A 21,615-nucleotide genomic window follows, 5' to 3' on the forward strand; every position below is an offset into this window, starting at 1 on the left:
TCTCGGGGGTGGCGCTGCTGACGACGGCTGCCATGATGGCCGGATGCACGCGTCTTCGGGGAGCCAGGCAGGAGCACCGTCCGGCTCGGGCCAGGGAGTTTCCGGGCCCATGGAGGCCCAGCAGTCTTCGCCCGCCCTCGGGGCGCGCCGTCGTCGGGCGCCCGGTGGACGCGGCGCCGGCCTCGGTATCGCTCTGCTGTCCGCGCTCGCCTTCGGCGGTTCGGGTGTCGCCGCCAAGCCCCTGATATCCGCCGGCCTCGAACCGCTCCAGGTCACCTGGCTGCGGGTGGCCGGGGCGGCGCTGGTCATGCTGCCGATCGCCTGGCGTCACCGGAATCTGCCGCTCCGCCGGCCCGCGCTGCTCGCGGGTTACGGGCTGCTCGCCGTCGCCGGCGTCCAGGCGTGCTACTTCGCCGCGCTCTCCCGTATTCCCGTCGGGGTCGCGCTGCTCATCGAATATCTGGCGCCCGCCCTGGTACTGGGCTGGGTCCGCTTCGTTCAGAAACGGCCGGTCACCCGGGCCGCGGCGGTCGGCGTGGTGCTGGCCGTCGGCGGGCTGGCCTGTGTCGTCGAGGTCTGGTCCGGGCTGAGTTTCGATGCCCTCGGCCTCGCGCTTGCGCTCGGCGCGGCCTGCTGCCAGGTCGGCTACTTCGTGCTCTCGGATCACGGCTCCGACGGCGACGACGCGGTGGACCCGCTCGGTGTGATCGCCTACGGCCTGCTGATCGGCGCCGTCCTCCTCACCGCGATCGCCCGCCCCTGGGGCATGGACTGGGCCGTGCTCGGCGGCGGCACGGACATGAACGGAACCCAGGTGCCCGCTGTTCTGCTGCTCGCCTGGATCGTGTTGATCGCGACCGTGGCGGCCTACCTCACCGGTGTGGTGTCGATCCGCCGGCTCTCGCCCCAGGTGGCCGGGGTGGTCGCCTGTCTGGAGGCCGTCATCGCGACCGTCCTGGCCTGGGTCCTGCTCGGCGAGCATCTCTCCGCACCGCAGATCGTCGGTGGGGCGGTGGTGCTGACCGGCGCCTTCATCGCGCAGTCGGCCAAGCCGAAGACGACGGAGAGCGTACGGGTGGCCGGGGCGGGGAGGGGCGATGGCGCGGGCGCTGTTGGGGGGAGCGGGGCCCCGGAGTCCTCGGCCGCCCCGGCAGCTTCTGCCCGGACCGGGGACGACTTGTCGGCCGGTTTCCCCGCGACATAGGGTATCGATCATGCATTCGACTGTGCTGCCCCCTCCTGCCGCGTAACGCGGGCGGCGGTCTCCGAGGAACTCCCGGCTCGGGCTGATTCCCGAGCTGCCAGGGCCTGTCCGGGCCTGACGCGCCGGACAGACCCCTGTCGCTGCCTGCACACGGGACCACGCGACCACTCCACGGCGTATGACGCCGTCCTGGAATTCCCGGAGCACCTCTCCCATGCATGCCACTGCTTCCTCCGCCCTGCCCGTGGGCCGGGGGCTGTTGTACGTCACGTTCGCCGCGACCGCCTGGGGCACCGCGGGCGCGGCCGCCGCCCTCCTCTACCGCGGCAGCGGACTGGGCCCACTCGCCCTCACGTTCTGGCGCACCTTCGGCGGGCTGGTCCTGCTGCTCGCCGTACGGGCGCTGCTGCGCCGCCGGTCGCGCACCGCCGCCCGTCCCGCTCCGTACGAGCCGCTCGGCCGGGGCCTGGCCCGGATCGTGCTGACCGGTGTCGCCCTCGCCGTCTTCCAGGCCGCCTACTTCGCCGCCGTCGAAGCCACCGGGCTGGCCGTGGGCACCGTCGTCACCATGGGGGCGGGCCCCGTCCTCATCGCCATCGGGGCGCGGGTCACGATGGGCGAACGGCTCGGCGCGGGCGGAGTCCTGGCCGTCGTCGGGGCGCTGACCGGGCTGGCGGTCCTGGTCCTCGGCGGCGCATGATCTGGGCCGCAGTCTGTGCCTGCTGGCCTATATCGCGGCGGTGCCGACCGCGCTGGCCTACGGGCTGTACTTCGCGGGCCTGGCCGCCGTGCGCGCCACGACCGCGTCCGTGATCTCGCTGATCGAGCCGGTGTCGGCCGCGGCCATCGCGGTGCTGTTCCTCGGGGAGCGGCTCACCATGGCGACGGCGATCGGAACGGGCGTGCTGCTGACGGCCGTTGCCGCGCTGGCGGTGACGGAGGCGCGCGGGGCGGTGTCGGCGGCGCGGTCGGCGGCGCCGGTGGCGGGCTGAGGGCGCGGGTGCCCGGCCGGCGGTGGTCGGCCGGGCACCCGGATGTCCGGGTCCCTTGGGACGGCGGGGCAGGGGGAGCCCATCAGGAAGCGGGCTTCCCCGTGGCGGCCGCGGTCAGTCTGCGCTGCTGGTGGGTGCGCGCCGCCGCGTCACCGGGGCCGTCCCGCTCGGCGAGGCGCTCCGAGATACGGTGCTGGACGGCCTCGCTCCGCTTGCCCCCGTACTTGAACTTGGCGCGGACCTCCCGCACTTCGAGGCGCAGACCACGGATGCCGGACAGCAGCCGTCCGTATGGAGCAGCCCCCGCCGCGACCGGTGCCGAGCCGCCGTCCGGCTGGAAGTGCCCCAACTGACGTTGCAGCAGCGCCGCCTTCTCCTCCGGGTCGTCCACGACATGGGCGGTGCAGGTCAGCTGGACCGCGGCGTAGAAGCTGGTGGGCACGCCGTGCTCGGGCGGCTGGTCCTCGGTCGCCTGCCAGGGGCCGGGGATGAAGGTGTAGTCGTCCACCACGCTGAGCAGCACCGTCGGCCGGTCCTCCAGCGCGCTCCAAAGGGGATTGGGCCGGGCCAGATGGGTGACGGCCTCGCGGCGGGCCGGGTCGTAGGCGAAGTGCAGCGGCTGGAGCACCGGTGGTTCGCCGGGCCGTCCATTGGCGGCCAGCTGACCGAAGTCGTGGGCCGCGAGCCACTGTTGCCACTCGGCGTCTTCGGTGGGGGCGTCCCAGGGGTGGATCAGCATGGTGGCTCCTCAGCGGGCGGAGAGGTACGCGGGCTCGGGAGTGCCGGGCGCGAGGTCGTCGGAGGGTATGGGGGCGCCGTACACGGGTGCCACCGGCAGGACGCCGCTCCAATACGGCAGCGCGAGATCCTCCGGCTCGTCGTTGGGGCCGCCGGTGCGGATCTTGGCGGAGACCTCGCGCAGGTCGAGACGGATCACGGAGGTGGCGGCCAGTTCCTTGGCGTTGCCCGGCCGGGAGTCCGCGGCGCGCCCGGGCAGCACATGATCGACGAGCGCGTCGAGCGCGGTGGTCTTCTCCTCCTCGTCGGTCACCTGGTGGGCGGTGCCGTGCACCACGACACAGCGGTAGTTGATGGAGTGGTGGAACGCCGACCTGGCCAGGACCAGACCGTCGACATGAGTGACCGTCACGCACACCTCGAGGCCGGGGTCCGGTGCCGCGCCGGCCATCCGCAATGGGCGGGACGCCGTGGAGCCGTGGAGATAGAGGCGGTCGCCGACCCGGCCGTAGAGCGTCGGCAGGACGACCGGGGAGCCGTCGCGGACGAAGCCCAGATGACAGACATAGCCCGTGTCGAGGATGGCGTGCACCGTGTCGTGGTCGTAGGCGGCGCGGTCGCGGGCACGGGTGGGGGTCGTGCGCTCGGTCGGTTCGTACGCCTCGGCTCGGGCCATTGCGATCTCCATTGCACTAGTGCATAATCAAGTTTGTGCTAGGAGAGTATCTGATCGAAGGCCGGCGCGCATCGGAGATTGCCGCCAGCGTCGAGCGGGCCGTCGGTGCGGGCCGGCTCCAACCGGGCGAAGTGCTGCCCCCCTTGCGGGAGTTGGCCGTCTATCTCGAGGTCAATCCGAATACGGTCGCGGCGGCATACCGCTCCCTCCGCGACCGAGGGGTGATCGAGACCGCGGGCCGGCGCGGCAGCCGGGTGCGCCCGCGCCCGGCGAGCACCTCACGTGAGGCGCTGAGGGTGGAGGTGCCGCCGGGCGTCCGGGATGCGTCCGACGGAAACCCCGATCCGTCCCTGCTGCCCCCGCTCGAACGGGCCCTGGCCGAGGCCGCCGCACGCAGCGCGCGGCGCCCCGTGCTCTATGGCACACCGGCCGTGGACGACGACCTGGCCGCCCTCGCCCGCGCGGCGTTCGCCGCCGACGGAGTGCCGGAGGCGCCCGTCGCCGTCACCAGCGGCTCGCTCGACGCCATAGAGCGGGTGCTGGCCGCGCATCTGCGGCCCGGCGACGCCGTGGCGGTGGAAGACCCGGGGTGGGGCAGCCTGCTGGACCTCATTCCGGCGCTCGGACTGCGTCCCGTTCCGGTCGGAGTGGATGACGAGGGCCCGCTGCCGGAGCAGTTGGCGCGCGCCATCCAGGACGGTGCCCGTGCCGTCGTCGTCACCGACCGGGCGCAGAACCCCACCGGCGCCGCCATCGACCGCGCCCGCGCCACCGAACTCCGCACCCTCCTGGCCGAATACCCCCACCTTCTCCTCATCGAGGACGATCACGGGCACGGCATCGTCGACCTCCCGCTCCATCCGCTCTCCGGGGTGACCGACCACTGGGTCCTGGTCCGTTCGACGGCCAAGGCGTACGGCCCGGATCTGCGCCTCGCTGTGCTCACCGGCGATGCGCTGACCATCGACCGGGTGCGCGGCCGTCAGCGTCTCGGACCGGGCTGGATCAGCCATCTGCTCCAGGACACGGTCGTCCACCTGTGGCGGACCTCCGCGATCGACCCGAAAGCGGTGGCCGGAGCGTACGGCCGACGGCGGGACGGGCTGATACGGGCACTGGCGGAACGCGGAGTCCGGGCCCGCGGCCGCAGCGGGATGAACGTCTGGGTACCGGTCCCCGATGAGACCGGCGCGGTGGCCCGCCTCCTGCATGCCGGCTGGGCGGTGGCCCCTGGCGCACGCTTCCGTCTGCACTCACCACCCGGCATCCGCCTCACCGTCTCCGGCCTCTCCGATGACGACATCGTCCCGGTGGCGGACGCCATTGCCTCGGCGACGGGGGTGGGGGAGGCGCGGCGGTACGAGTGAGGGGGGAGCCCCCCGAGGTGGGGCTCGGGGGGCTGAAGCCTAGGACTCGGGGCTCGGGGCTCGGGATTCGTGGCCCGGGGCTCGGGGCGCCCGCGGCGCTCGCCGGGCTCACACCCTCGAAGCCCAAGGTCCGCGGGTCAGGCGTAGGTGTGTCGTCAGTCGGAGGTTGCGTCGTTCCGTGCGGGTGTCGGCCGGCTCGGGCGGGGCCTGCTCTGGGTGAGGGCGGCGCCGGCCAGGACGATGAGGGCGCCGACCGGGGTGTTCCAGCTGAGCTGTTCGTGCAGGAGTGCCACGCCGGCCGCGGTGGCGATCACGGGGATGAAGTAGGTGACCATTTGCGCCGTGGTGGGGCCGATCTCGGCGACCAGGCCGTACTGGATGAGGAAGGCGAGGCCGGTCCCCAGGGCGCCCAGGGCGAAGACGGCGAGCAGCGGGATGAGCGGGTAGCCGGCCGGTGCGGTGGTGAACAGGGGTGTCACCACGGCCAGTTGGACGGTGGCCAGCAGGAGCTGGGTGCTGGACATGGACAGGTGGGAGTGCTGGACGCCCGCCAGGGTGCGGCGGACATAGATCCAGCCGACGGCGTAGCTGAGCGAGGCGCTCAGCGCCATCACGGTGCCGGTCAGATCCGTGCCGGCGAAGCCCTGCCAGGCGCCGAGCACGGTGAGCACGCCCAGGAACCCGAGGCCAAGGCCCGCCACCCGCCGCCGGGTGGGGCGGTCCTCGGAGAGCGCGACGACCGCCAGCGCCATGCCCCACAGCGGGGAGGTGGCGTTGCAGATGCCGGCCAGTGTGGAGGGGATGGTCAGCTCGGCGTACGCGAAGAGGGAGAACGGCAGCGCGTTGAGGAAGAACGCGGCCACGGCCAGATGGGCCCAGGTGCGGGCGGACCGGGGGAGCCGCTCGCGCTTGACGGCGAGGACGGCCAGCAGCACCAGCGCACCGAACCCGACCCGGCCCAGGGTCACTTGTAGTGGGGCGAAGCCCTGGGTGCCGACCTTGATGAAGAGGAAGCTGAAGCCCCAGACGAGGGAGAGGACGGCGAAGCGGAGCTGCCAGCCGCGGGCCCGGCCGCCGGCCTTCGGGGCCGCGGGCGCGGTGGTGGCGCGGAGCGAGGCGGCCGGGGTGGTCGCGGCGTCCTTGTCGGCCGCGGCGCACGCAGTCGTGGCCGGAGAGTGGGTGGTGGTGTCGGCGGAGGCGGTGGGTGCGCCGGTGGCGGTGCTCATGAGGTCCACGATGCGGCGCACAACTTCGTAGCACAAGCGAGAATTCCTGGCAGGTATCGCGTAGCATTGCTTACATGTTGAACCTTGATCGCCTACGGACGCTGAGTGCGGTCGCCCGCCATGGCTCGGTGAGCGCGGCCGCCGACGGGCTGCATGTGACGACCTCGGCCGTCTCGCAGCAGATCGCCAAGCTGGAACGGGAGACCGGGCAGCAGCTGCTGGCGAAGAACGGGCGAGGGGTGCGGCTGACCGACGCCGGACGACTGCTCGCCGATCATGCGACGCGCATCCTTTCGCAGGTCGAGCTGGCCCAGGCCGAGCTGGAAGCGCATCGCGGCCAGGCGGTGGGCGAGCTGCGGCTGGGCGCCTTTCCCACCGCCGCCCGCGGGCTCTTCCCGGCCGCGCTCGTCACCCTGCGCGCCGAGCACCCCCAGCTGCGGGCGCGGCTGACGGAGCTGGAGCCGGACGAGTCGGTCCGTGGAGTGGTGCGCGGCGATATCGATCTGGCGGTCGTCCTGGACTGGTACAACCGGCCGCTGTCCCTGCCCGACGGGCTGGCGAAGGCCCCGCTGCTGGACGATCCGGCCGATGTGGCGATGCCATCCGCCCATCCGCTGGCCCAGCGGCGGTCCGTGGAGCTGGAGGAGTTCGCCGACGATGAGTGGATCTCCTGGCCCCAGGGGGAGTTCTGCAATGAGTGGCTGATGTTCACGCTGCGCAGCAAGGGCATTGAGCCGCGGGTCGCGCACATGGCGGAGGAGCACGGCACCCAGCTCGCCCTGATCGCGGCGGGACTGGGCGTCGCGGTGGCTCCACGCCTCGGCCGCGGCCCGGTGCCGGAGGGCGTGAGCGTGGTGCCCGTACGCCATACGATGCGCCGCCATGTCTATGCCATCTGGCGCGCCGATGCCGACCGCCGGCCCTCGATCCGGGCCGCCGTGGGCGCGCTCCGCCTGGCCGGGAAGAACCTGGAGGGCGCCTGAGACGGCCGCCGTCGGCAGCCCCCCCCGGCTCTTCTCAGGCCGGTGGGACGATGCCGCGGATGACGCCCAGGTCCAGCAAGTCCTGTGGGCGGATGCGGAGTTGGTCCGCGGTCTCGTGAATCTGCGTCGCGTCGCGTTTGAGGATGGCCGCGGCCAGTTCCGGGGCGATCACGGAGAAGTAGCTGTCCGGGGTGGCCCAGAGCCGGTCCGGTGCGGCCAGGGCCAGTGCGCCGCCCGAACCGCCTTCGCCGATGAGCAGGGAGGTGACGGGCACCCGGGCGGTGGCGAGCGCCGCGAAGGTGTCGGCGATGGCGGCCCCGGCGCCGGCACGCTCGGCCGCCGCGTCGTTGGCGGCGCCCGGCGTGTCCACCAGGGTGAGGACCGGGATGCCGAGCCGGTCGGCGAGCCGGACGAGCCGCGCGGCGGTACGGAACCCGGCCGGGCGGGTGGCCGTGCCGCACTGGGCGGCGAAGGCGATGGTGCGCCCCTGGCGACGACCGAATCCGCACCGTATCCCGGGGTCGACGCCGCCGCAGCGGTCGCCGCTGATCTCCTCCCGGTCGTCGAAATAGGCATGCAGATACGCCTCGGCGCGCGGCCGCCCGGAGGCGCGGGCACGGACCACCGCACCCCAGCCCGTCTCCGGCAGCTCGGGTGGGCCGAGCGCCTCCGGCGGGGGCGCCGGCTCCCTCGTCGATGCTCCCAACTCCCGTGGCTCTCCCAGTAGTTGCAGCCACAACTGGAGCGTGGCCCGCAGCCGGTCGGGTGGGACGACGGCGTCGATCTGGCCGGCGGCCAGCTGTCCCTCGGCGGTGTAGGCGGAGGGGTCGGCATCCGGGGGACGCACCCGCGAGCCCGCGAAGCCGACCTGGGCCCCGGGGAGCGCGAGGATCACATCGGCGGCCGCGCCCAGGGTGGCCCAGCCGCCGCCGGTCGTCGGATCGCGCAGCACGGCGAGCTGCGGGAGCCCCGCGGCGCGGTTCAGCGCCGACTGCCGTGCCACCCGCTGGAGTTGGGTCAGCGCGCGCATCCCTTCCTGCATCCGGCTGCCGCCCGTGGCGATCAGTGAGACGACCGGCAGACCGTGCCCACGCGCATGGGTGTAGGCGGCCTCCAGCCGGTCGCCGGTGCGCTCGCCGAGGGAGCCGCCCAGATAGCGGAACTCGAAGGAAAGGACGACCGTTTCCCGGCCGCCTATTGTGGCCAGGGCGGTGACCACCGACTCGTCCTCGCCGGTCCGCTCCCGGGCGCGGGCCCGCGCGTCGTCGTAGCCCTGCCAGCCGAGGGGCCCGTCCGGCGCGGATGACGCCCCGGACGCGGTGCCAGGCCCGTCCGGCACGGCCGCCTCGCTGTAGGTGTCCGCCACCGCCGCGATGGCTTGACGGGCGGTCAGCCGGGCGCACGGCAATGACGCGGCGCCGGTACCGCTGCCCGGAGTCCGTTCGCCGGGCGCCGCACCGTCGCCACCACGGCGGCCGTCGGCCTCTCCGGAGACCGCCTCCCCGTCCCCGGCGCCGCCGCTTCCCCCGCTACGCATGGAGCTCACGCTTGAGGATCTTGCCCATGTCGTTGCGGGGCAGGGCGTCCAGGAAGTGCACCGTGCGGGGGCGTTTGTGCGGTGCGAGCTGGCGGGCGACATGGTCGGCGAGTTCCTCTGCGGAGGGTGCCGGGCCGGCGTCCGGACCGGTCTCCGCCACGATCCAGGCGACGATCCGCTCGCCGAGGTCCTCGTCCGGCGCGCCGGTGACGGCGGCCTCGGCGACACCCGGGTGGGCCAGGAGCGCATTCTCGATCTCGCCCGCACCGATCTTGTAGCCACCGCTCTTGATCAGATCGGTGGCCTTACGGCCCACGATGCGGTAATTGCCGGCGGCGTCGCGGACCGCCATGTCGCCGGTGCGGAACCAGCCGCCGTCGAAGGCCGCGGCGGTGGCGTCGGGGCGGTTGAGGTACTCGACGAAGAGGTTCGGGCCGCGGACCTGAATCTCGCCGACCGTCTCGGCGTCGTTCCCCTCGATGGCCTGGCCCGCCTCGTCGACGAGCCGGACATACACCCCCGGGAGCGGTACGCCGACCGTGCCCGCCGCGTCGGGCCCGTCCGCCCGGACGCTGGTGTTCATGAGCGTCTCCGTCATGCCGTAGCGCTCGATCACCCGTCGGCCGGTGGCCGCCGTGATCCGCTCATGATCGGTCAGCGGCAGCGCGGCCGAGCCGGAGACCAGCAGCCGGGCCCGGGAGAGTGCCTTGGCGAGCGCGGGATTCTGCCCTGCCTCGGCGGCCAGACGGTGGTACATCGTCGGTACGCCGAACAGCATCGTGCCCTCCGCGGCGAGCTCCCGGGCCACCGCCTCGGTGCTGAAGCGGCCCAGGTGGTGCACGCTGCCACCGCGGCGCAACGGCCCGAGGACGCCGAGGATCAGCCCGTGGACATGAAAGAGCGGCAGGGCGTGCACCAGGACGTCGTCGGCGGTCCACTGCCAGGCGTCCGCCAGCGCGTCGAGGGTGTACATCAGGGCACGCCGGGGGAGGACCACGCCCTTGGGCGGCCCGGTCGTGCCGGACGTGTAGACGATCAGGGCCGGCGCCTCATCGCCCGGTTCGCTCGGCAGCGGGGCCGGCCCGGCCTCCTCGGAGGGCGCCTCGGCCTCGATGTCGATACGGGACAGCGCGGCGAGCGGGCCCGGCAGCTCGGCGCCCGGCTCGGCCAGGACGAGCGAGGGCACGCTGTCCGCCACGATGTGCGCCAGCTCGCTCTCACCGATCTTCGGATTGACCGGCACCACGGCCACCCCGGCGAGCAGCGCCGCCACCGCACCGACCGAGGTCTCCAGCGTCGGCGTCGCCCACAGGGCGATCCGGGTTTCACCGGCGATCCGCTCGGCGAGCACGCCTGCCACCGAAGCCAGCTCGCGATGGCTGAGGCTGCGATCGCCGAAGCGCAGCGCGGGTGCGGGCGAAGCGTCGCGCAGCGCGGGGAAGAGCACGTTCACCGGATCTCCTTCGTCCTCGTCGGCACCCGGCCACCTCGCGGCCGGGCCGCCCCGCTCGCGCACCTGCCGGTACCGAACGGGCTGACCCACACCACTCTCGCAGAGACCACTGACATGACGGGGTTGGCGCTGGCGCTGGCGCTGGCGTGGGCGTTGGCGCGGGAGTCGGCGCTGCGACTTTTCGGAACAGGTGACACCTGATCTTGATGGTTGACAGCACCCGGAGAAACGCCGGAGCCGTACCGGATTTACCTTGAGCCCTACGCCGAGGCGGCCCGCACGTGGCTGCATGCCGAGGCCGAGGTCGTCGACACCACGCATCTCACGCCCGCCCAGGCCGCCCTACAGATCGCCGAAGCGGTCAAGGGGTGCGAGCCGTCCGCCAGGCGGAATCCGGCGAAGGCCGCGGCGACGGTCACCGCAGCCAGGCAGCAAGGATCGACCTCCCCGGCGCCCGCGCCCTCACCCCGGAATCTTGCGGAAGTCCCACGACGCGACGGACTCCGGCGTCAGTCGCAGCCACGCATGCCGGCCGTCGTGCGGCATCGCGGACATCCCGAAGTACTTCTCCGCGAAGAGCCGCTCCGGGGCGTCCAGTTGGGAGAACGGCTCCCCGGTGCGCGGCGCCTCGCCGACGAACTCCGCACGGCCCGCCAGCTCGGCCCCGCGCAGCTCGCTGTACGCGTGCCCGTCATCGACGACCACTGCGATCCGCGGGTCCTTGCGCAGCTGGGCCCACCGCTTGCTACGGGTGATCGAATAGAGCCACAGCGCCGTACCGTCCCAGACGAACCACAGCGCCCCGACGTGCGGCGCACCGCCGGCGCCGACCGTGGCGACCCGGCAGGTGCGCTGCGCCGCCAGGAAGGCGTCGAGCTCGCCCTGCGTCATCATGATCCGGCGCCCGCGCCGCTGTGTGTCGGCCATTCGTCATCACCCTCCGCCGCGCGCCGCCCATGCGGCCCGGACCCGGTCACCTGACACTGCCCCAACGGCAACTACCTGACTATGCGTCAGAAAGCATGCGGGCTCTTCCTGATGTACGCAATGGCCGCTAGCCTCGGGCGGCCTTTCAGGGGCGCCGGTCCTGGGCCCGCCGGGACCGAGCTCCGACCCACGGGGACCGGACCCGCCAGAGGGGAATACGATGCCTTCGGACACTGCACGGCTCATTGGTCAACTGGACCCCGCCGCGACGGCACTGCTCACCGTCGAATGCCAGCGCGGGGTGGTCGGACCGGACAGCGCACTGCCCGAACTCGCCGACGCGGTCCGTGAGTCGGGGGCGCTGGCGAACGTCGCCCGCCTGGTGGCGGCGGCCCATGGCGCCGGCATCCAGGTGCTGCACGCGGTCGCCGAGCGGCGCCCCGACGGCCGCGGCGCCAGCCACAACGCCTGCCTGTTCAAGGCGGCCGCACGGCTGCCCGTCCAACAGCTCACCGGATCCGCCGCGGTCCAAATCGCCGACCCGATACCCGTCTCCGACGACGACTTGGTGGTGCGCAGGCTGCACGGCCTCTCGCCGATCGCCGGCACCGACGTGGACGCGCTGCTGCGCAACTTCGGGTGCCGGACCCTGGTCGTCACCGGGGTGTCGGCGAACGTGGCCATCCCCAACGCCGTCTTCGACGCCGTCAACCTCGGCTACACGGCCGTAGTGCCCGCGGACGCCATCGCGGGCGTACCTGCCGACTACACCCCCGAGATGATCCGCCACACCCTCGCCCTGGTCGCCACCGTCACGACCACCGATGAGGTCCTGGCCCAGTGGGGCCGGCGGCGCCGCGGCGAGTGACCTGGGGCGGCGCAGTCGCCACCCCCAAGGACGGCCATGCCCCCACCCCCTACCCGGTCAGTGGGACTACGCCCGTCGCCCCAGCCGCAAGGAACTGGCCGCCACCGCCCTGCTCGCGCTCTCCCTGGAGGAGGCATCGGTGAAGGTGCGCTCCAGTCCCCCCGACGATGGCGACAGCCCTGACGCGGAGCTGCCGGTGTGGGCCGGCACTCTGCCCCTGCACGCTTCCTGGGGCACCCCCGAACCGGATCCCCTGCTCACCCCGGGCATCGTCGCCCCACCCCACATCGCCCACCGCTCGGGGACCCGATAGCCACCGGACCCGGCAGCTCCTCCACTCCTCGCTATCCGAACTGGCCGGCCTGGTAGTCGCCGGCGGGCTGCTGGGTGATGACGTTCCCCCGGTTGAAGGCGTTGATGAGGGCGATGGCGCACACCAGGGCGGCGAGCTGCTCCTCGTCGTAGTGCTTGGCGGCATTCGCCCAGGCCGCATCGGTGACGCCACCGGCCGCGTCGGCGATACGGGTGCCCTGCTCCGTCAGCTCCAGAGCGGCGCGCTCGGCCTCGGTGAACACCGTGGCCTCCCGCCAGGCGGCGACCAGGTTGAGGCGCACCGAGGTCTCCCCGCCGGCGGCGGCTTCCTTGGTGTGCATGTCGATGCAGCCGGCGCAGCCGTTGATCTGGCTGGCGCGGAGCTTCACCAGTTCCTGCGTCGCGAACGGCAGTGTCGAGTCTGCGAGCGCCTTGCCCGCAGCGATGACGTGCTTCATGGTCTTGGCGGCGATCGGGCTGGCCATGAGGTTCAACCGAGCATTCATGCTGCGCTCCTGTGTCGTGGTTGCTGTTGACCTCTTGGACGGGACAGCTTGATGAGATGTGACATGGGCGGCGGGAAGAGGACGGGGCGTCGTCGCCCCCCATGCCCAGGATGCTGCGTCCTGCTGTGCGGAAGCCGGGCACCTGCCGTAATTCAGCGGCCAGTTGGCTTGCCGAACGAAGGGGGGTACAGGCTGCTCACAGCTGGCGAAGCGAACCGTCCACCCACCGTCCTCTGCGCCGGGGCAAGCGGCATCGCCTGGCACGGCGCGGTTTCCCGACGACGTCACCCTGCCGGCAAGAAGAAGGGCCATCCCCCGCCCCGTAGCGGAGAATCGCCACGGCCAAGAGCGCAAACCACGCTCCGACGGAGGTCAGATGGATGCGCTGGGCCAGGCCATGGCCTCCCGGGTGTCCGAAGAAGGGACCGACCGTAAGGATTGCGGCAGTCATGGAGAACGCCAGGAGCCACGGTCCCCAGCGGCGCACGATGTCCCAGGGCGGGCGGCCGTGTCGGGAGGCGCTGATGAAGAGAGCCATCGAGGCGAACAGGGCGAAGTGCACCATGCCGCTTGTGGTGGTGTGCCAGAGGCTGCCCTCCGGACAGCCGCGTTCCACGGAGGGTGCGCAGCGCAGGGGCATCAGCACGTCGGCGATGGAGAACACCCCGAAAGCCACGGTGGCCGCGCCCCCGGCCGAGGCCCGGCCCCCGGGCAGGATGCTCCATGCGAGGGCCCCGCCGGTCACCACCAGCCCTGCGCAAGCGATCTCCACGAGGCTGAACAGGACCCGGTAGGGCTGGTCGGCGGCGAACAGCTCGCTGACGTAGGAGTCTCGCTGATGCAGCCCCGTGGGCAGAAAGAACTGGAGCACCCAGTCGTTGTAAACCACCGACGCCGTCAGCAGTAGCCCTGCCGAAGCCGTCCTGCGCGTCGGCCGCAGCCTCACCGGTACCGAACGGAAGTGGAAGCGGACACCGCACCCTCCTCACGTATCGCCGAAACGCTGTCCGTCGGTCGGCCACCACAGCGCGCAAAACCAAGCCCCCCTTTGGTTGCTGCCCGAACCTGCACGTACGCATCTCGGACATGGCCACCCTTCACCCGAACAGCCGACAGCTGTTCCCTTGCGGCGCCGAGCTGTATTCGGGCGTGAAGGGGAAAGGCGGCTGGGGCGAGTGCGCGGATTTCGTTCGGTCCGGCGGGCGGCCGGTTTCTCTCGCTTCTACGGTGAGGAAGGGGGCTGTCGATCGTCCGGGGGAGGGGCGGTTTGTGCCGGCCGCCGAGGATTCCGTCGTCGTGAGGAGTGCGTGATGGCCCGCTGCCGTAGAGAGCATTCTCTCTATGGGCGCACTGCTGTGGTGACCGGGGCCGCTCGCGGGGTGGGGAATGCGCTGGCTTGGGAGCTGGCCCGACGGGGAGCTCATCTCGCCCTGCTCGATCACGAGGGGGAGGCTCTTCGCCGGGTGGCGTCCTCCTTGCCGACCGAAGTGCATTGCTGGAGCGTCGATATCACCCAGGACGAGGCCATGGCGCGAGTGGCGGGCGAGGTTCGCGACCGGTTGGGGGAGGCGAGTGTTGTCGTGGCGAATGCGGGAATCGCGGAAGGCGGGCCGTTCGCGGAGTCCGATCCGATGACGTGGCGCCGGGTGATCGAGGTCAATTTGATCGGCAGCGCGATTACCGCCCGCTCATTCTTGCCGGACCTGTTCGCCACGCGCGGCTACTTTCTTCAGGTGGCCTCACTGGCGTCCATCGGCGCGGCCCCGCTGATGAGTTCGTACTGCGCTTCCAAGGCCGGGGTCGAATCCTTCACGCAGTCGTTGCGTGCGGAACTCGCCGCACAGTGGCCTCCCGACTGGCAACGGCGGTGGAACGACGCGCGACGGCCGTGTACGCACCCGCCTGGCTCCGTACTGTGCAGGTGGTTCGCGCCGCGCTGCCGATCGTCGTCACACACTTCTCGCGCCGAGAACTCCCGCGGCTGGCGGCCCGTACCTCCTTCGAAGCGACGGGTCTGCTGGGGGCTGGAGGGCGAGCTGATGCCGACGCCGCCCGCCGCCGGGCGGACGCCGAGAAGGGCTCGCAGTGACGGAACGCACCCACCGTCGCCATCCCCTTGGGGGCGGTGCGGCGAGCCGCCTTCCCGGGGTCGAAGAGCACGGTTCTCCTGTGGTTACACCTTCCGTACGGTGACGCCCGCCGCGGTGAGTTGCTCGGTCTGGTCGTCCGGTGCCAGGTCATCGGTGACGACGGCGTGCAGGGCGGGGGCGGGGGCGACGAACGCGAGGGCGGTGCGGGAGAGTTTGCCGGCTTCGGCGACGGCGATCACGCGACGGGCAGCGGCGATCGCGGCACGTTTGACCGCGGCGTCGTCCAAGTCGTAGGCGGTCAGGCCGTTTTCGGCGTTCAGTCCGCAGCAGCCGATGATCGCGGTGTCGAAGCGCAGGGCGGACAGGGACGCCTGGGTCAGGGGGCCGGTCAGTGCCAGTTCGCCCGGCCGGGGCCAGCCGCCGGGGACCAGCAGGGTCAGCTGCGGCGCCGCTGCCAGTGCGTTCACCGCGTGCAGGGAGAGCGGCATGACGGTCAACCGGCGGTGCGCCAGCACCCGGGCCACCTCCAGGCAGGTGGTGCCGCTGTCGAGGACCACGGACTCTCCGTCGGCCACCAGCCGGGCGGCCTCGACGGCAATGCGCCGCTTGACCTCCGTCCCTTCCTGGGCCCGCAGTGCGAACGGCGGTTCCTCGCCGCGCAGCAGCAGGCTCCTCGCCCCTCCGCGATAGCGCTCAAGTACCCCCTGGGAAGCCAGGAGTTCCAGGTCACGGCGGATGGTCATCTCGGAAGCGCCGGTGAGTCCGGCCAGCTCCGCGACACCGATGCTGCCCGCCGTCCGCACCGCTTCAGTGATCTGTCTGAGTCGATCTGTGCCAGCCATAGCCAGATTGAACATTGATCACGTTTGAAACGCAAGCTTTCGAAAGCTGAACCTGTTCGATATGTTCGAAGCGTGGAGAGATCACTACGGCTCGGCCGCCTGGCCACCTTCGCCTACTTCGTCCTGAACGGCTTCCTGATGGGGATGTGGATCGTCCACATCCCCGATATCGAGCACCGCGTAGGGATCAGTCATGCCGTACTCGGCTGGTTCCTGCTGCTGCTCGGCGCGGGGGCCTTCGCCGGTATGCAGCTCGTCGGCCCCCTCACCGACCGCTTCGGCGCCCGTACCGTCGTACCGCTCAGCGCGGCCCTGTGCAGCGCCGCCGTGGTCCTCCCGGGATGGGCCGCGAACGCCTGGACACTGGGGGCGGCACTGCTGGTGCTCGGTCTCGGCAACGGCTGCCTGGATGTCAGCATGAACGCCCACGCCGTCCAGGTCGAGCGCGGCTACCGACGGCCCGTCATGTCCGCCTTCCACGCCGCCTTCTCCATAGGTGGCGTCCTTGCGGCGCTGGCCGGCGCGCGCATGCTCAGCTGGGGCTGGAGCCCGGTGGCGACCCTCGGCACGGTGGCCCTCCTGGGCCTGGTGACCGCGGCGGGGGCAGCCCCCGCGCTGCTCGGGTCCCGAGGCACCCACCTCCCTGATGCCCCTGCTGCCGCCGCGAAGGAACAGCGCAGTACCAGGACCCCCAGGCGCATCTGGGGACTCGCCACGCTCGCGCTGATGATCATGCTGTGCGAAGGCGTGGCCAATGACTGGAGCGTGCTCCACCTGCGCAACGTCCTGGGGGCGCCGCCCGCCACCGCGGCCCTCGCCTACGGGGCCTTCGCCACCGCCATGACCGTCGGCCGCCTGCTCACCGACCGGGTGGCCGCGCGCTTCGGCTCGGTGGCCGTGCTCCGCTACGGGGCATCCGCCGCCGCACTCGGCCTGACCGCGGCGTCGCTCTCGGCCTCGATCCCCCTGACCCTGATCGGCTGGGCCCTGTTCGGAGCCGGCCTGTCCGGTTGCGTCCCCCAGCTCTTCAGCGCCGCGGGCCACGCCGACCCGGACGCCGCCGGCACCAACGTGTCCCGCGTCGCGGGCCTCGGCTACGTCGGCATGCTCGCCGGCCCCGCGATCATCGGCCCCCTGACCCAGGTCATGCCGCTCCACCTCACGTTCTTCCTGCCCGTGGCCTTCTGCGCGGTCGCCGCCGCCACGGCCGGCATCCTGCGGCCCCGTAACGCCGCACCGACATGCCTGGAGACCCGAGACGGCGCCACCGCACCTCTGGAGGCCCGAGGCGGCTCGACCGCACGCCTGGAGGCCCGAGGCGGCACGGCCGACTCCGGCAACGGCCCGGCGCACGCAGCCCCTTGTGAGACCACACCCGACACCCACTCATGAGAGCGAAGCCATGAGCATGGAGGTGTAGGGATCATCCGGGAGGCGGGCGCGCGGAAATCGTGGACGCCTTCGGCCGGTTGTTGCCGCGACAGTCGCAGGGCTGGAGCCGCTGCTGCCCGTCCCCGGTTGCTTACGACGCGTCCACGATCTGATGCCGGAGATGGTCGTAGGCCCAGGCGGCGAGGGTGGTCGGGGTGGTGGTCCGGACGGTGCGGGGTTGTTCGGGCACGAAGTCTTCGCGCAGTCCGGTCGACATTCCGAGCATGGCCTCGACCGCTTCGTCGGTCATCCCGGCCTGGCGGAGCTGGGTGCGCATGGCGTCGTCAGTGATCCGTTCGACGCTGATCTTCCGGCCGGTGGCGGCGGTGAGGATTTTGGCGACCTGTCGCCAGGTGAGGTCGGCGGGGCCGTGCACTGCTTGTACGCAGCGGCCGGACCAGGTGGGGGAGAGCAGACGGGTGGTGGCGACCTCGGCGATGTCGCGAGGTGCCACCCACGGCATGGTCTGGCCGAGCGGCAGGATCACCTGGAGGGTGCCGGCGCGCAGGGCGTCGAGTTGAAGTTCGAGGTTGGTGAAGAAGTAGCCGCAGCGGAGGTGGGTGACGTCGACGCCCATGGCATCCAAAGCGGTTTCGGTGTGTGCCAGACCGTCGATCTCACCGGCACCGTGACGCTTCTCGGCGCCGACGCTGCTCTGGAAGACGACTCGGCCGATCCGGTTGTCGGTGACGGCGCGGACGACGCTGCTGGTGGCCCGGGCGTAGGCGGTGAGGGGGTCCGCGCCGGCGGTGGGCGGGTCCACCCAGAACAGTGCGTCAATGTCCTGGGTGGCGGCCGCTACCGCGTCGGCGTCGTACAGGTCGACCTGCACCGCATCCACCTCGTCCCGCACCTCGGGAGCCAGTCGGGCGGGCTCGCGCAGCAAGACGCGCGGGCGGACCCCGGCGCGGAGCAGTGTGGCAACGACATGGCCGCCGACGTTGCCGGTCGGGGTGGTGACAGCGATGCGCATGGCTTCCTCTCATTCGGCGACTCCGCATGCAGGCTAGGAGCAGAAGCGGCCTGAACCTGTCCGCCTCTCCTGGAAGGCTGAGGTTATGGACCTCGACCCCACGATCAGGACCTTGACCTTGCTGACGTTGCTGAAGTCGGGTGGTGAGTGGACGGCCGCCGACCTGGCCGAACGGCTCGGCACGAGCATCCGCACCGTACGACGCGACGCTCAGCGGCTGCGCCGGCTCGGGTACACCGTCGAGGCCCGCCCGGGACCGGGCAGCGCCTACCGGCTGAGCCCCGGAGCCAAGGGCCCACCGCTGCTGTTCACCGCCGACGAGGTCACCGCACTGGTGGCCGGGCTGCATCTGATCCGCGCCTGGCTGCCCGAAGACCCGGTCGCATTGAGCGCCTTGCTCAAGCTCGACCAGGTCCTGCCCCGCCCGCTGCGCCGCCGCGCGGCCGCCACCGATCTCGCGACCGAGGTGCTCCAGCAGCCCGGCGCCGTGGTCGCGGCAGCGACCGTAGGCGTGATCGCCGACGCGGGGGCCGACGGCGGCAGGCTGCGGTTCCGCTACGTCGACCACCACGGCCGGCCGTCCACCCGCCTGGTCGAGCCGTACCGTCACTTCCTCCGCGCGGGCCATTGGTACCTCGTGGCATTCGATGCCGACCGGGACGACTGGCGCACCTTCCGTCTCGACCGGATCGACGACATCTCCCCCGTGCCGGGTACCTACCAGCCCCACGCATTCCCCGATACGTCCATCGAACACTGGCTGACCACAGACTTCGGCCGCGCCACTACTGCACGCTCGTCCCGCACCACCGGGTGAGGCCCGGATCCACGCGCCGAGCGGGCGCGTTCGCGTAGCCCCAGCCCCAGCCCCAGCCCCAGCCCCAGTCCCAGCCCCAGCCCCAGCCCCAGCCCCAGCCCGGCCCCGGCTACCGGTCCGCCGCCGGAATGAGGCCGGGGGCGAACTTGTAGGACATGGCCTCCATCAGCGGCTTGCGCCGGGTGTTGTGGAAGGCCGCGATGCGCCACCGGCTGCCGTTCTCGCGGATCAGGGTGTACGTCTGGACCTTGCTGAGCTTGCGGGGGCGCCGGCCCTTGTAGGTGTCGCCCCGGCCGTTGACGACGGCCACATCCGGTCCGTAGAAGCGGATATCGAGGATCTCGTCGGCGAGTTGGGTGTCCTTGAGGAACTTCGCGAAGAGTGTGCGATGGCTCTCCACGATGTCCCGGCGGCCTTGGTAGAAGGTGCCGACGTAGGTGGTGTAGGTGGCGTCCTGGGTGAACAGCGCGCCGTACGCCTCGGCGTCGTGGCGGCCCCAGGCGGCGATCAGTTCCTCCACTACTGCCTTGACCGCCGCGATGTCCTGCTCGTGCTGCTTCTGCTGACCCTGCATGGCGTATCACTCCCTCACTCATTAGACTCATGCAGATACTGGATGAGTGCAGTATCTGCATCTGTGCAGATAAATTTAGCGAGGTGATTCCGGCGATGGCAAGCCCGGCAAGCGACGAGAACGAGCATGTGATCTTCCGTCAGTACCTGGACGCGGTGGGCCTACAGGGCCTGGCCAGCGCGGAAGCCGCGGGGCTGCACACCTCCGAGTGGTACGCCTTGAGCCTCATCGCCTTCCACGGCGGCCTCTCCTCGGGCGAACTCGCCACCAGGACCGGACTCACCACCGGCGCCACCACCCGCCTCATCGACCGCCTCGAAAAGGCCGGCTTCGCCCGCCGGGCCGCCGACGCCAACGACCGCCGGCGCGTGATCGTCGAGCCGGTGCCGGACACCCTGGGCCGCATCGAGGACGTGGTCGGCCCCGCCCGCCGCCACCTCGCGGACGTGCTCGCGCACTACACCCCCGAGCAACGGGCCCTGCTCTTCGACTACTTCGCCCGCGCCGCACCCGCCTTCCGTGCGGCCACCGAGGAGATCCGGGAGAACACCACCACCCGACGAAGCCGGGGACGGAACGCGCCGCCCTCGCAGAAGTGAGCGGCCCTTCACCGAGTCCGCCGGATCCCGGGCCGTACGAAGGGAGTGTGGGCAAGGGGCCCGGTAACCCCGATCAGGCAGTCGGTCGGGCAGCTTACGGCCGGCGTCCCCAGCTCGGGAGTCGAGTGCCCGTCTCCTACCCCAACTCCCGGGCCCAGTCGATCAGCTGGCGGTCGTCCAAACCGGTGCCCAGCCAGTCGTGGTCGAGGTCGGCTCCTGGAAGGGACGGTACGACCGCGACGTAAAGTCCGGCGGCACGGGCCGCAGAGATGCCGGTGGCCGAGTCCTCGAAGGCGACAGAGCGCTGTGGTGCCGCACCGAGTGCCTCGCATGCCATGAGGTAGAGGTCCGGTGCGGGCTTGGGGGAGTCCACCTCGTCGGCGGCGAACGAGTGGGGGAAGTGAGCGGTGAGGCCCGCCGATTCCAGTGCCGTGTCGAGGAGTTCGCGGGGGCTGTTGCTGGCGACGGCGATGGGCACGGCCGCCCGGCAGGCGCGCACCAGGTCCACTGCTCCGGGGAGGGCCGCGGCGCCCCCGGCCAGCTCCTTGCGCACTCTTTCGAGGAGCTCGGCGGCGAGTTCGGCACCGGCCCCGGGCCGCCCGAAGTAGTCCGCCATGGCCTCTGCCGCAGCCTCCACGGTACGGCCGATGACCAGCGCTTTCTGTTCGGGCCCGAAGGAGTGGCCGTGCGCGGCGAAAAGGGCCGTTTCCGCGACGGTCCAGCAGACCTCGGTGTTGACGAGCAGACCGTCGCAGTCGAAGACCACGGCCTCCGCGCTGGTGGGGAGCGGGCGCATGCGGGTTTCCTTTCCCTTCGGGTGAGTTGGTTGCCTGATCACGGCTGCGGACGCGCCGGCCGGTGTCTCACTCCCCGAGCGCGAGCCGGGCCCCGAAGGCGGCGATGACCGTACCGGTGAGACGGTCGAGAACGCGGCGCGCGGCGGGCCGTTGCAGGCGGTCCCGGAGTACGTGCCCGAGGGTGATCAGTACGCCGGCCCATAGGACGGCCAGCAGGATGTGGATGCCCGTCAGGAGCACGCCCGCAGCGAGGTGCGAGGTGTCGGCAGGGAGGAACTGCGGGAGCACCGCGACATAGAAGGCGCCCATTTTCGGGTTGAGGAGGTTGGTCGTGATCCCCTGACGCCAGCCGCCGAGCAGGGAGTCGCCGGAGCCTGATCCCGACGTGGCCTCGGCCCCGCTCCCGTGCGTCTCCGGAGCCTCGTCCACCGAGCGGCGCCAAGTGGCCCACAGCATCCTGCCGCCCATCCACACCAGGTACGCGGCCCCGGCCCAGCGGAGGATCTCGTACGCGAGGTGGGACGCGGTGAGCAGCGCGGTCACGCCGAGCGAGGTGAGCGTGCCCCAGATCAGGGTGCCGCTCTGAATGCCCAGGACCACGCCCCAGGCGCGCCGGCGGTGCCCGAGCGCGGCAGTGCGCAGGACGAGGGCGGTGTCCAGCCCGGGAGTGAGGGTCAGGAGTCCCACCATCAAAGAGAAAGTC

20 protein-coding genes and 4 pseudogenes are annotated in these 21,615 nt (G+C 71.7%); 11 read left to right on the forward strand and 13 right to left on the reverse strand.

The window, feature by feature from the left end:
- Positions 1-109 precede the first annotated feature (109 nt).
- Entirely contained in the window at positions 110-1,204 is a 1,095-nt protein-coding gene (locus tag AC3EUV_RS21430; protein ID WP_432145742.1) for an EamA family transporter, read from the forward strand.
- Positions 1,205-1,418: 214 nt separating this feature from the next.
- A pseudogene (locus AC3EUV_RS21435) lies at positions 1,419-2,196 on the forward strand (EamA family transporter).
- 82 nt (positions 2,197-2,278) lie between these two features.
- Here AC3EUV_RS21435 and AC3EUV_RS21440 read toward each other — a convergent pair.
- Entirely contained in the window at positions 2,279-2,935 is a 657-nt protein-coding gene (locus AC3EUV_RS21440; RefSeq protein ID WP_435603616.1) for an FMN-binding negative transcriptional regulator, read from the reverse strand.
- Between the two features lie 9 nt (positions 2,936-2,944).
- Positions 2,945-3,610 carry a pyridoxamine 5'-phosphate oxidase family protein gene (locus tag AC3EUV_RS21445; protein ID WP_435603645.1) on the reverse strand — a complete coding sequence of 222 codons (666 nt, stop codon included), beginning with the start codon at positions 3,608-3,610 and terminating at the stop codon, positions 2,945-2,947.
- Positions 3,611-3,645: 35 nt separating this feature from the next.
- Here AC3EUV_RS21445 and AC3EUV_RS21450 point away from each other — a divergent pair, with 35 nt between their 5' ends.
- Positions 3,646-4,977 carry an aminotransferase class I/II-fold pyridoxal phosphate-dependent enzyme gene (locus AC3EUV_RS21450; protein WP_432145744.1) on the forward strand — a complete coding sequence of 444 codons (1,332 nt, stop codon included), beginning with the start codon at positions 3,646-3,648 and terminating at the stop codon, positions 4,975-4,977.
- Positions 4,978-5,132: 155 nt separating this feature from the next.
- Here the strand turns inward: AC3EUV_RS21450 and AC3EUV_RS21455 are convergent, their stop codons facing one another.
- Positions 5,133-6,203 carry a DMT family transporter gene (locus tag AC3EUV_RS21455; protein WP_435603617.1) on the reverse strand — a complete coding sequence of 357 codons (1,071 nt, stop codon included), beginning with the start codon at positions 6,201-6,203 and terminating at the stop codon, positions 5,133-5,135.
- Positions 6,204-6,277: 74 nt separating this feature from the next.
- Here AC3EUV_RS21455 and AC3EUV_RS21460 point away from each other — a divergent pair, with 74 nt between their 5' ends.
- Complete coding sequence (locus tag AC3EUV_RS21460; protein ID WP_432145746.1) at positions 6,278-7,186, forward strand: LysR family transcriptional regulator; 909 nt, start codon at positions 6,278-6,280, stop codon at positions 7,184-7,186.
- A gap of 34 nt (positions 7,187-7,220) precedes the next feature.
- Here AC3EUV_RS21460 and AC3EUV_RS21465 read toward each other — a convergent pair whose 3' ends face one another.
- Positions 7,221-8,723 carry a carboxyl transferase domain-containing protein gene (locus tag AC3EUV_RS21465; RefSeq protein ID WP_435603646.1) on the reverse strand — a complete coding sequence of 501 codons (1,503 nt, stop codon included), beginning with the start codon at positions 8,721-8,723 and terminating at the stop codon, positions 7,221-7,223.
- Positions 8,716-10,176, reverse strand: coding sequence for an acyl-CoA synthetase (locus AC3EUV_RS21470; protein ID WP_435603618.1), 1,461 nt, complete (start codon positions 10,174-10,176; stop codon positions 8,716-8,718). The genes AC3EUV_RS21465 and AC3EUV_RS21470 overlap by 8 nt, the downstream gene beginning before the upstream one ends.
- Positions 10,177-10,413: 237 nt before the next feature.
- Here AC3EUV_RS21470 and AC3EUV_RS21475 point away from each other — a divergent pair.
- A pseudogene (locus AC3EUV_RS21475) lies at positions 10,414-10,542 on the forward strand (ATP-binding protein); the annotation flags it as partial.
- Positions 10,543-10,638: 96 nt separating this feature from the next.
- Here the strand turns inward: AC3EUV_RS21475 and AC3EUV_RS21480 are convergent.
- On the reverse strand, positions 10,639-11,103 hold the full coding sequence (locus AC3EUV_RS21480; RefSeq protein WP_435603619.1) for a pyridoxamine 5'-phosphate oxidase family protein: 465 nt from the start codon (positions 11,101-11,103) through the stop codon (positions 10,639-10,641).
- A gap of 220 nt (positions 11,104-11,323) precedes the next feature.
- Here AC3EUV_RS21480 and AC3EUV_RS21485 point away from each other — a divergent pair, with 220 nt between their 5' ends.
- Both AC3EUV_RS21485 and AC3EUV_RS21490 read left to right on the forward strand, forming a co-directional pair.
- The gene (locus AC3EUV_RS21485) at positions 11,324-11,971 is read left to right on the forward strand and encodes a cysteine hydrolase family protein (RefSeq protein ID WP_435603620.1); all 648 of its coding nucleotides are present in this window, start codon (positions 11,324-11,326) and stop codon (positions 11,969-11,971) included.
- Between the two features lie 43 nt (positions 11,972-12,014).
- Positions 12,015-12,284 (forward strand): annotated as a pseudogene (locus AC3EUV_RS21490) (pyridoxamine 5'-phosphate oxidase family protein); the annotation flags it as partial.
- Between the two features lie 31 nt (positions 12,285-12,315).
- Here the strand turns inward: AC3EUV_RS21490 and AC3EUV_RS21495 are convergent.
- Positions 12,316-12,789: a carboxymuconolactone decarboxylase family protein gene (locus tag AC3EUV_RS21495; protein WP_435603621.1), complete on the reverse strand. Its 474-nt coding sequence runs from the start codon at positions 12,787-12,789 to the stop codon at positions 12,316-12,318.
- 196 nt (positions 12,790-12,985) lie between these two features.
- On the reverse strand, positions 12,986-13,735 hold the full coding sequence (locus AC3EUV_RS21500; protein WP_432145750.1) for a DUF998 domain-containing protein: 750 nt from the start codon (positions 13,733-13,735) through the stop codon (positions 12,986-12,988).
- A 364-nt stretch (positions 13,736-14,099) separates the two neighbouring features.
- Between AC3EUV_RS21500 and AC3EUV_RS21505 the strand changes: the two are divergent.
- A pseudogene (locus AC3EUV_RS21505) lies at positions 14,100-14,878 on the forward strand (SDR family NAD(P)-dependent oxidoreductase).
- An 84-nt stretch (positions 14,879-14,962) separates the two neighbouring features.
- On the opposite strand, the gene AC3EUV_RS21510 reads toward AC3EUV_RS21505, so the two are convergent.
- Positions 14,963-15,721 (reverse strand): DeoR/GlpR family DNA-binding transcription regulator, encoded by a 759-nt coding sequence (locus tag AC3EUV_RS21510; protein ID WP_435603622.1) that lies wholly within the window; start codon positions 15,719-15,721, stop codon positions 14,963-14,965.
- A 72-nt stretch (positions 15,722-15,793) separates the two neighbouring features.
- On the opposite strand from AC3EUV_RS21510, the gene AC3EUV_RS21515 reads away from it, so the two are divergent.
- Positions 15,794-17,113 (forward strand): MFS transporter, encoded by a 1,320-nt coding sequence (locus AC3EUV_RS21515; protein ID WP_435603623.1) that lies wholly within the window; start codon positions 15,794-15,796, stop codon positions 17,111-17,113.
- A 130-nt stretch (positions 17,114-17,243) separates the two neighbouring features.
- On the opposite strand, the gene AC3EUV_RS21520 is transcribed toward AC3EUV_RS21515, so the two are convergent.
- Positions 17,244-18,125, reverse strand: coding sequence for an NmrA family NAD(P)-binding protein (locus AC3EUV_RS21520; RefSeq protein WP_432145753.1), 882 nt, complete (start codon positions 18,123-18,125; stop codon positions 17,244-17,246).
- Positions 18,126-18,237: 112 nt separating this feature from the next.
- Here AC3EUV_RS21520 and AC3EUV_RS21525 point away from each other — a divergent pair, with 112 nt between their 5' ends.
- The gene (locus tag AC3EUV_RS21525) at positions 18,238-18,942 is read left to right on the forward strand and encodes a helix-turn-helix transcriptional regulator (protein ID WP_435603624.1); all 705 of its coding nucleotides are present in this window, start codon (positions 18,238-18,240) and stop codon (positions 18,940-18,942) included.
- 109 nt (positions 18,943-19,051) lie between these two features.
- Here AC3EUV_RS21525 and AC3EUV_RS21530 read toward each other — a convergent pair whose 3' ends face one another.
- Entirely contained in the window at positions 19,052-19,516 is a 465-nt protein-coding gene (locus AC3EUV_RS21530) for an SgcJ/EcaC family oxidoreductase (protein WP_432145755.1), read from the reverse strand.
- 95 nt (positions 19,517-19,611) lie between these two features.
- Between AC3EUV_RS21530 and AC3EUV_RS21535 the strand changes: the two genes are divergently transcribed.
- Complete coding sequence (locus AC3EUV_RS21535; protein WP_435603625.1) at positions 19,612-20,115, forward strand: MarR family winged helix-turn-helix transcriptional regulator; 504 nt, start codon at positions 19,612-19,614, stop codon at positions 20,113-20,115.
- Between the two features lie 136 nt (positions 20,116-20,251).
- Here the strand turns inward: AC3EUV_RS21535 and AC3EUV_RS21540 are convergent, their stop codons facing one another.
- Both AC3EUV_RS21540 and AC3EUV_RS21545 read right to left on the reverse strand, forming a co-directional pair.
- Positions 20,252-20,911 (reverse strand): HAD family hydrolase, encoded by a 660-nt coding sequence (locus tag AC3EUV_RS21540; protein ID WP_435603626.1) that lies wholly within the window; start codon positions 20,909-20,911, stop codon positions 20,252-20,254.
- A 67-nt stretch (positions 20,912-20,978) separates the two neighbouring features.
- Positions 20,979-21,602, reverse strand: a complete 624-nt coding sequence (locus tag AC3EUV_RS21545) for a LysE family translocator (RefSeq protein WP_435603627.1) — start codon at positions 21,600-21,602, stop codon at positions 20,979-20,981.
- Positions 21,603-21,615 lie beyond the last annotated feature (13 nt).

The sequence above is a fragment of the Streptomyces sp. bgisy130 genome (genome assembly GCF_057708345.1).

Bases quoted from the DNA above. Each gene is read 5' to 3' on its own strand.
- AC3EUV_RS21430 (WP_432145742.1), top strand. From the start codon at position 110: ATGGAGGCCCAGCAGTCTTCGCCCGCCCTCGGGGCGCGCCGTCGTCGG.
- AC3EUV_RS21440 (WP_435603616.1), bottom strand. From the start codon at position 2,935: ATGCTGATCCACCCCTGGGACGCCCCCACCGAAGACGCCGAGTGGCAA.
- AC3EUV_RS21445 (WP_435603645.1), bottom strand. From the start codon at position 3,610: ATGGCCCGAGCCGAGGCGTACGAACCGACCGAGCGCACGACCCCCACC.
- AC3EUV_RS21455 (WP_435603617.1), bottom strand. From the start codon at position 6,203: ATGAGCACCGCCACCGGCGCACCCACCGCCTCCGCCGACACCACCACC.
- AC3EUV_RS21460 (WP_432145746.1), top strand. From the start codon at position 6,278: ATGTTGAACCTTGATCGCCTACGGACGCTGAGTGCGGTCGCCCGCCAT.
- AC3EUV_RS21465 (WP_435603646.1), bottom strand. From the start codon at position 8,723: ATGCGTAGCGGGGGAAGCGGCGGCGCCGGGGACGGGGAGGCGGTCTCC.
- AC3EUV_RS21480 (WP_435603619.1), bottom strand. From the start codon at position 11,103: ATGGCCGACACACAGCGGCGCGGGCGCCGGATCATGATGACGCAGGGC.
- AC3EUV_RS21485 (WP_435603620.1), top strand. From the start codon at position 11,324: ATGCCTTCGGACACTGCACGGCTCATTGGTCAACTGGACCCCGCCGCG.
- AC3EUV_RS21495 (WP_435603621.1), bottom strand. From the start codon at position 12,789: ATGAATGCTCGGTTGAACCTCATGGCCAGCCCGATCGCCGCCAAGACC.
- AC3EUV_RS21510 (WP_435603622.1), bottom strand. From the start codon at position 15,721: ATGGCTGGCACAGATCGACTCAGACAGATCACTGAAGCGGTGCGGACG.
- AC3EUV_RS21520 (WP_432145753.1), bottom strand. From the start codon at position 18,125: ATGCGCATCGCTGTCACCACCCCGACCGGCAACGTCGGCGGCCATGTC.
- AC3EUV_RS21530 (WP_432145755.1), bottom strand. From the start codon at position 19,516: ATGCAGGGTCAGCAGAAGCAGCACGAGCAGGACATCGCGGCGGTCAAG.
- AC3EUV_RS21535 (WP_435603625.1), top strand. From the start codon at position 19,612: ATGGCAAGCCCGGCAAGCGACGAGAACGAGCATGTGATCTTCCGTCAG.
- AC3EUV_RS21540 (WP_435603626.1), bottom strand. From the start codon at position 20,911: ATGCGCCCGCTCCCCACCAGCGCGGAGGCCGTGGTCTTCGACTGCGAC.
- AC3EUV_RS21545 (WP_435603627.1), bottom strand. From the start codon at position 21,602: ATGGTGGGACTCCTGACCCTCACTCCCGGGCTGGACACCGCCCTCGTC.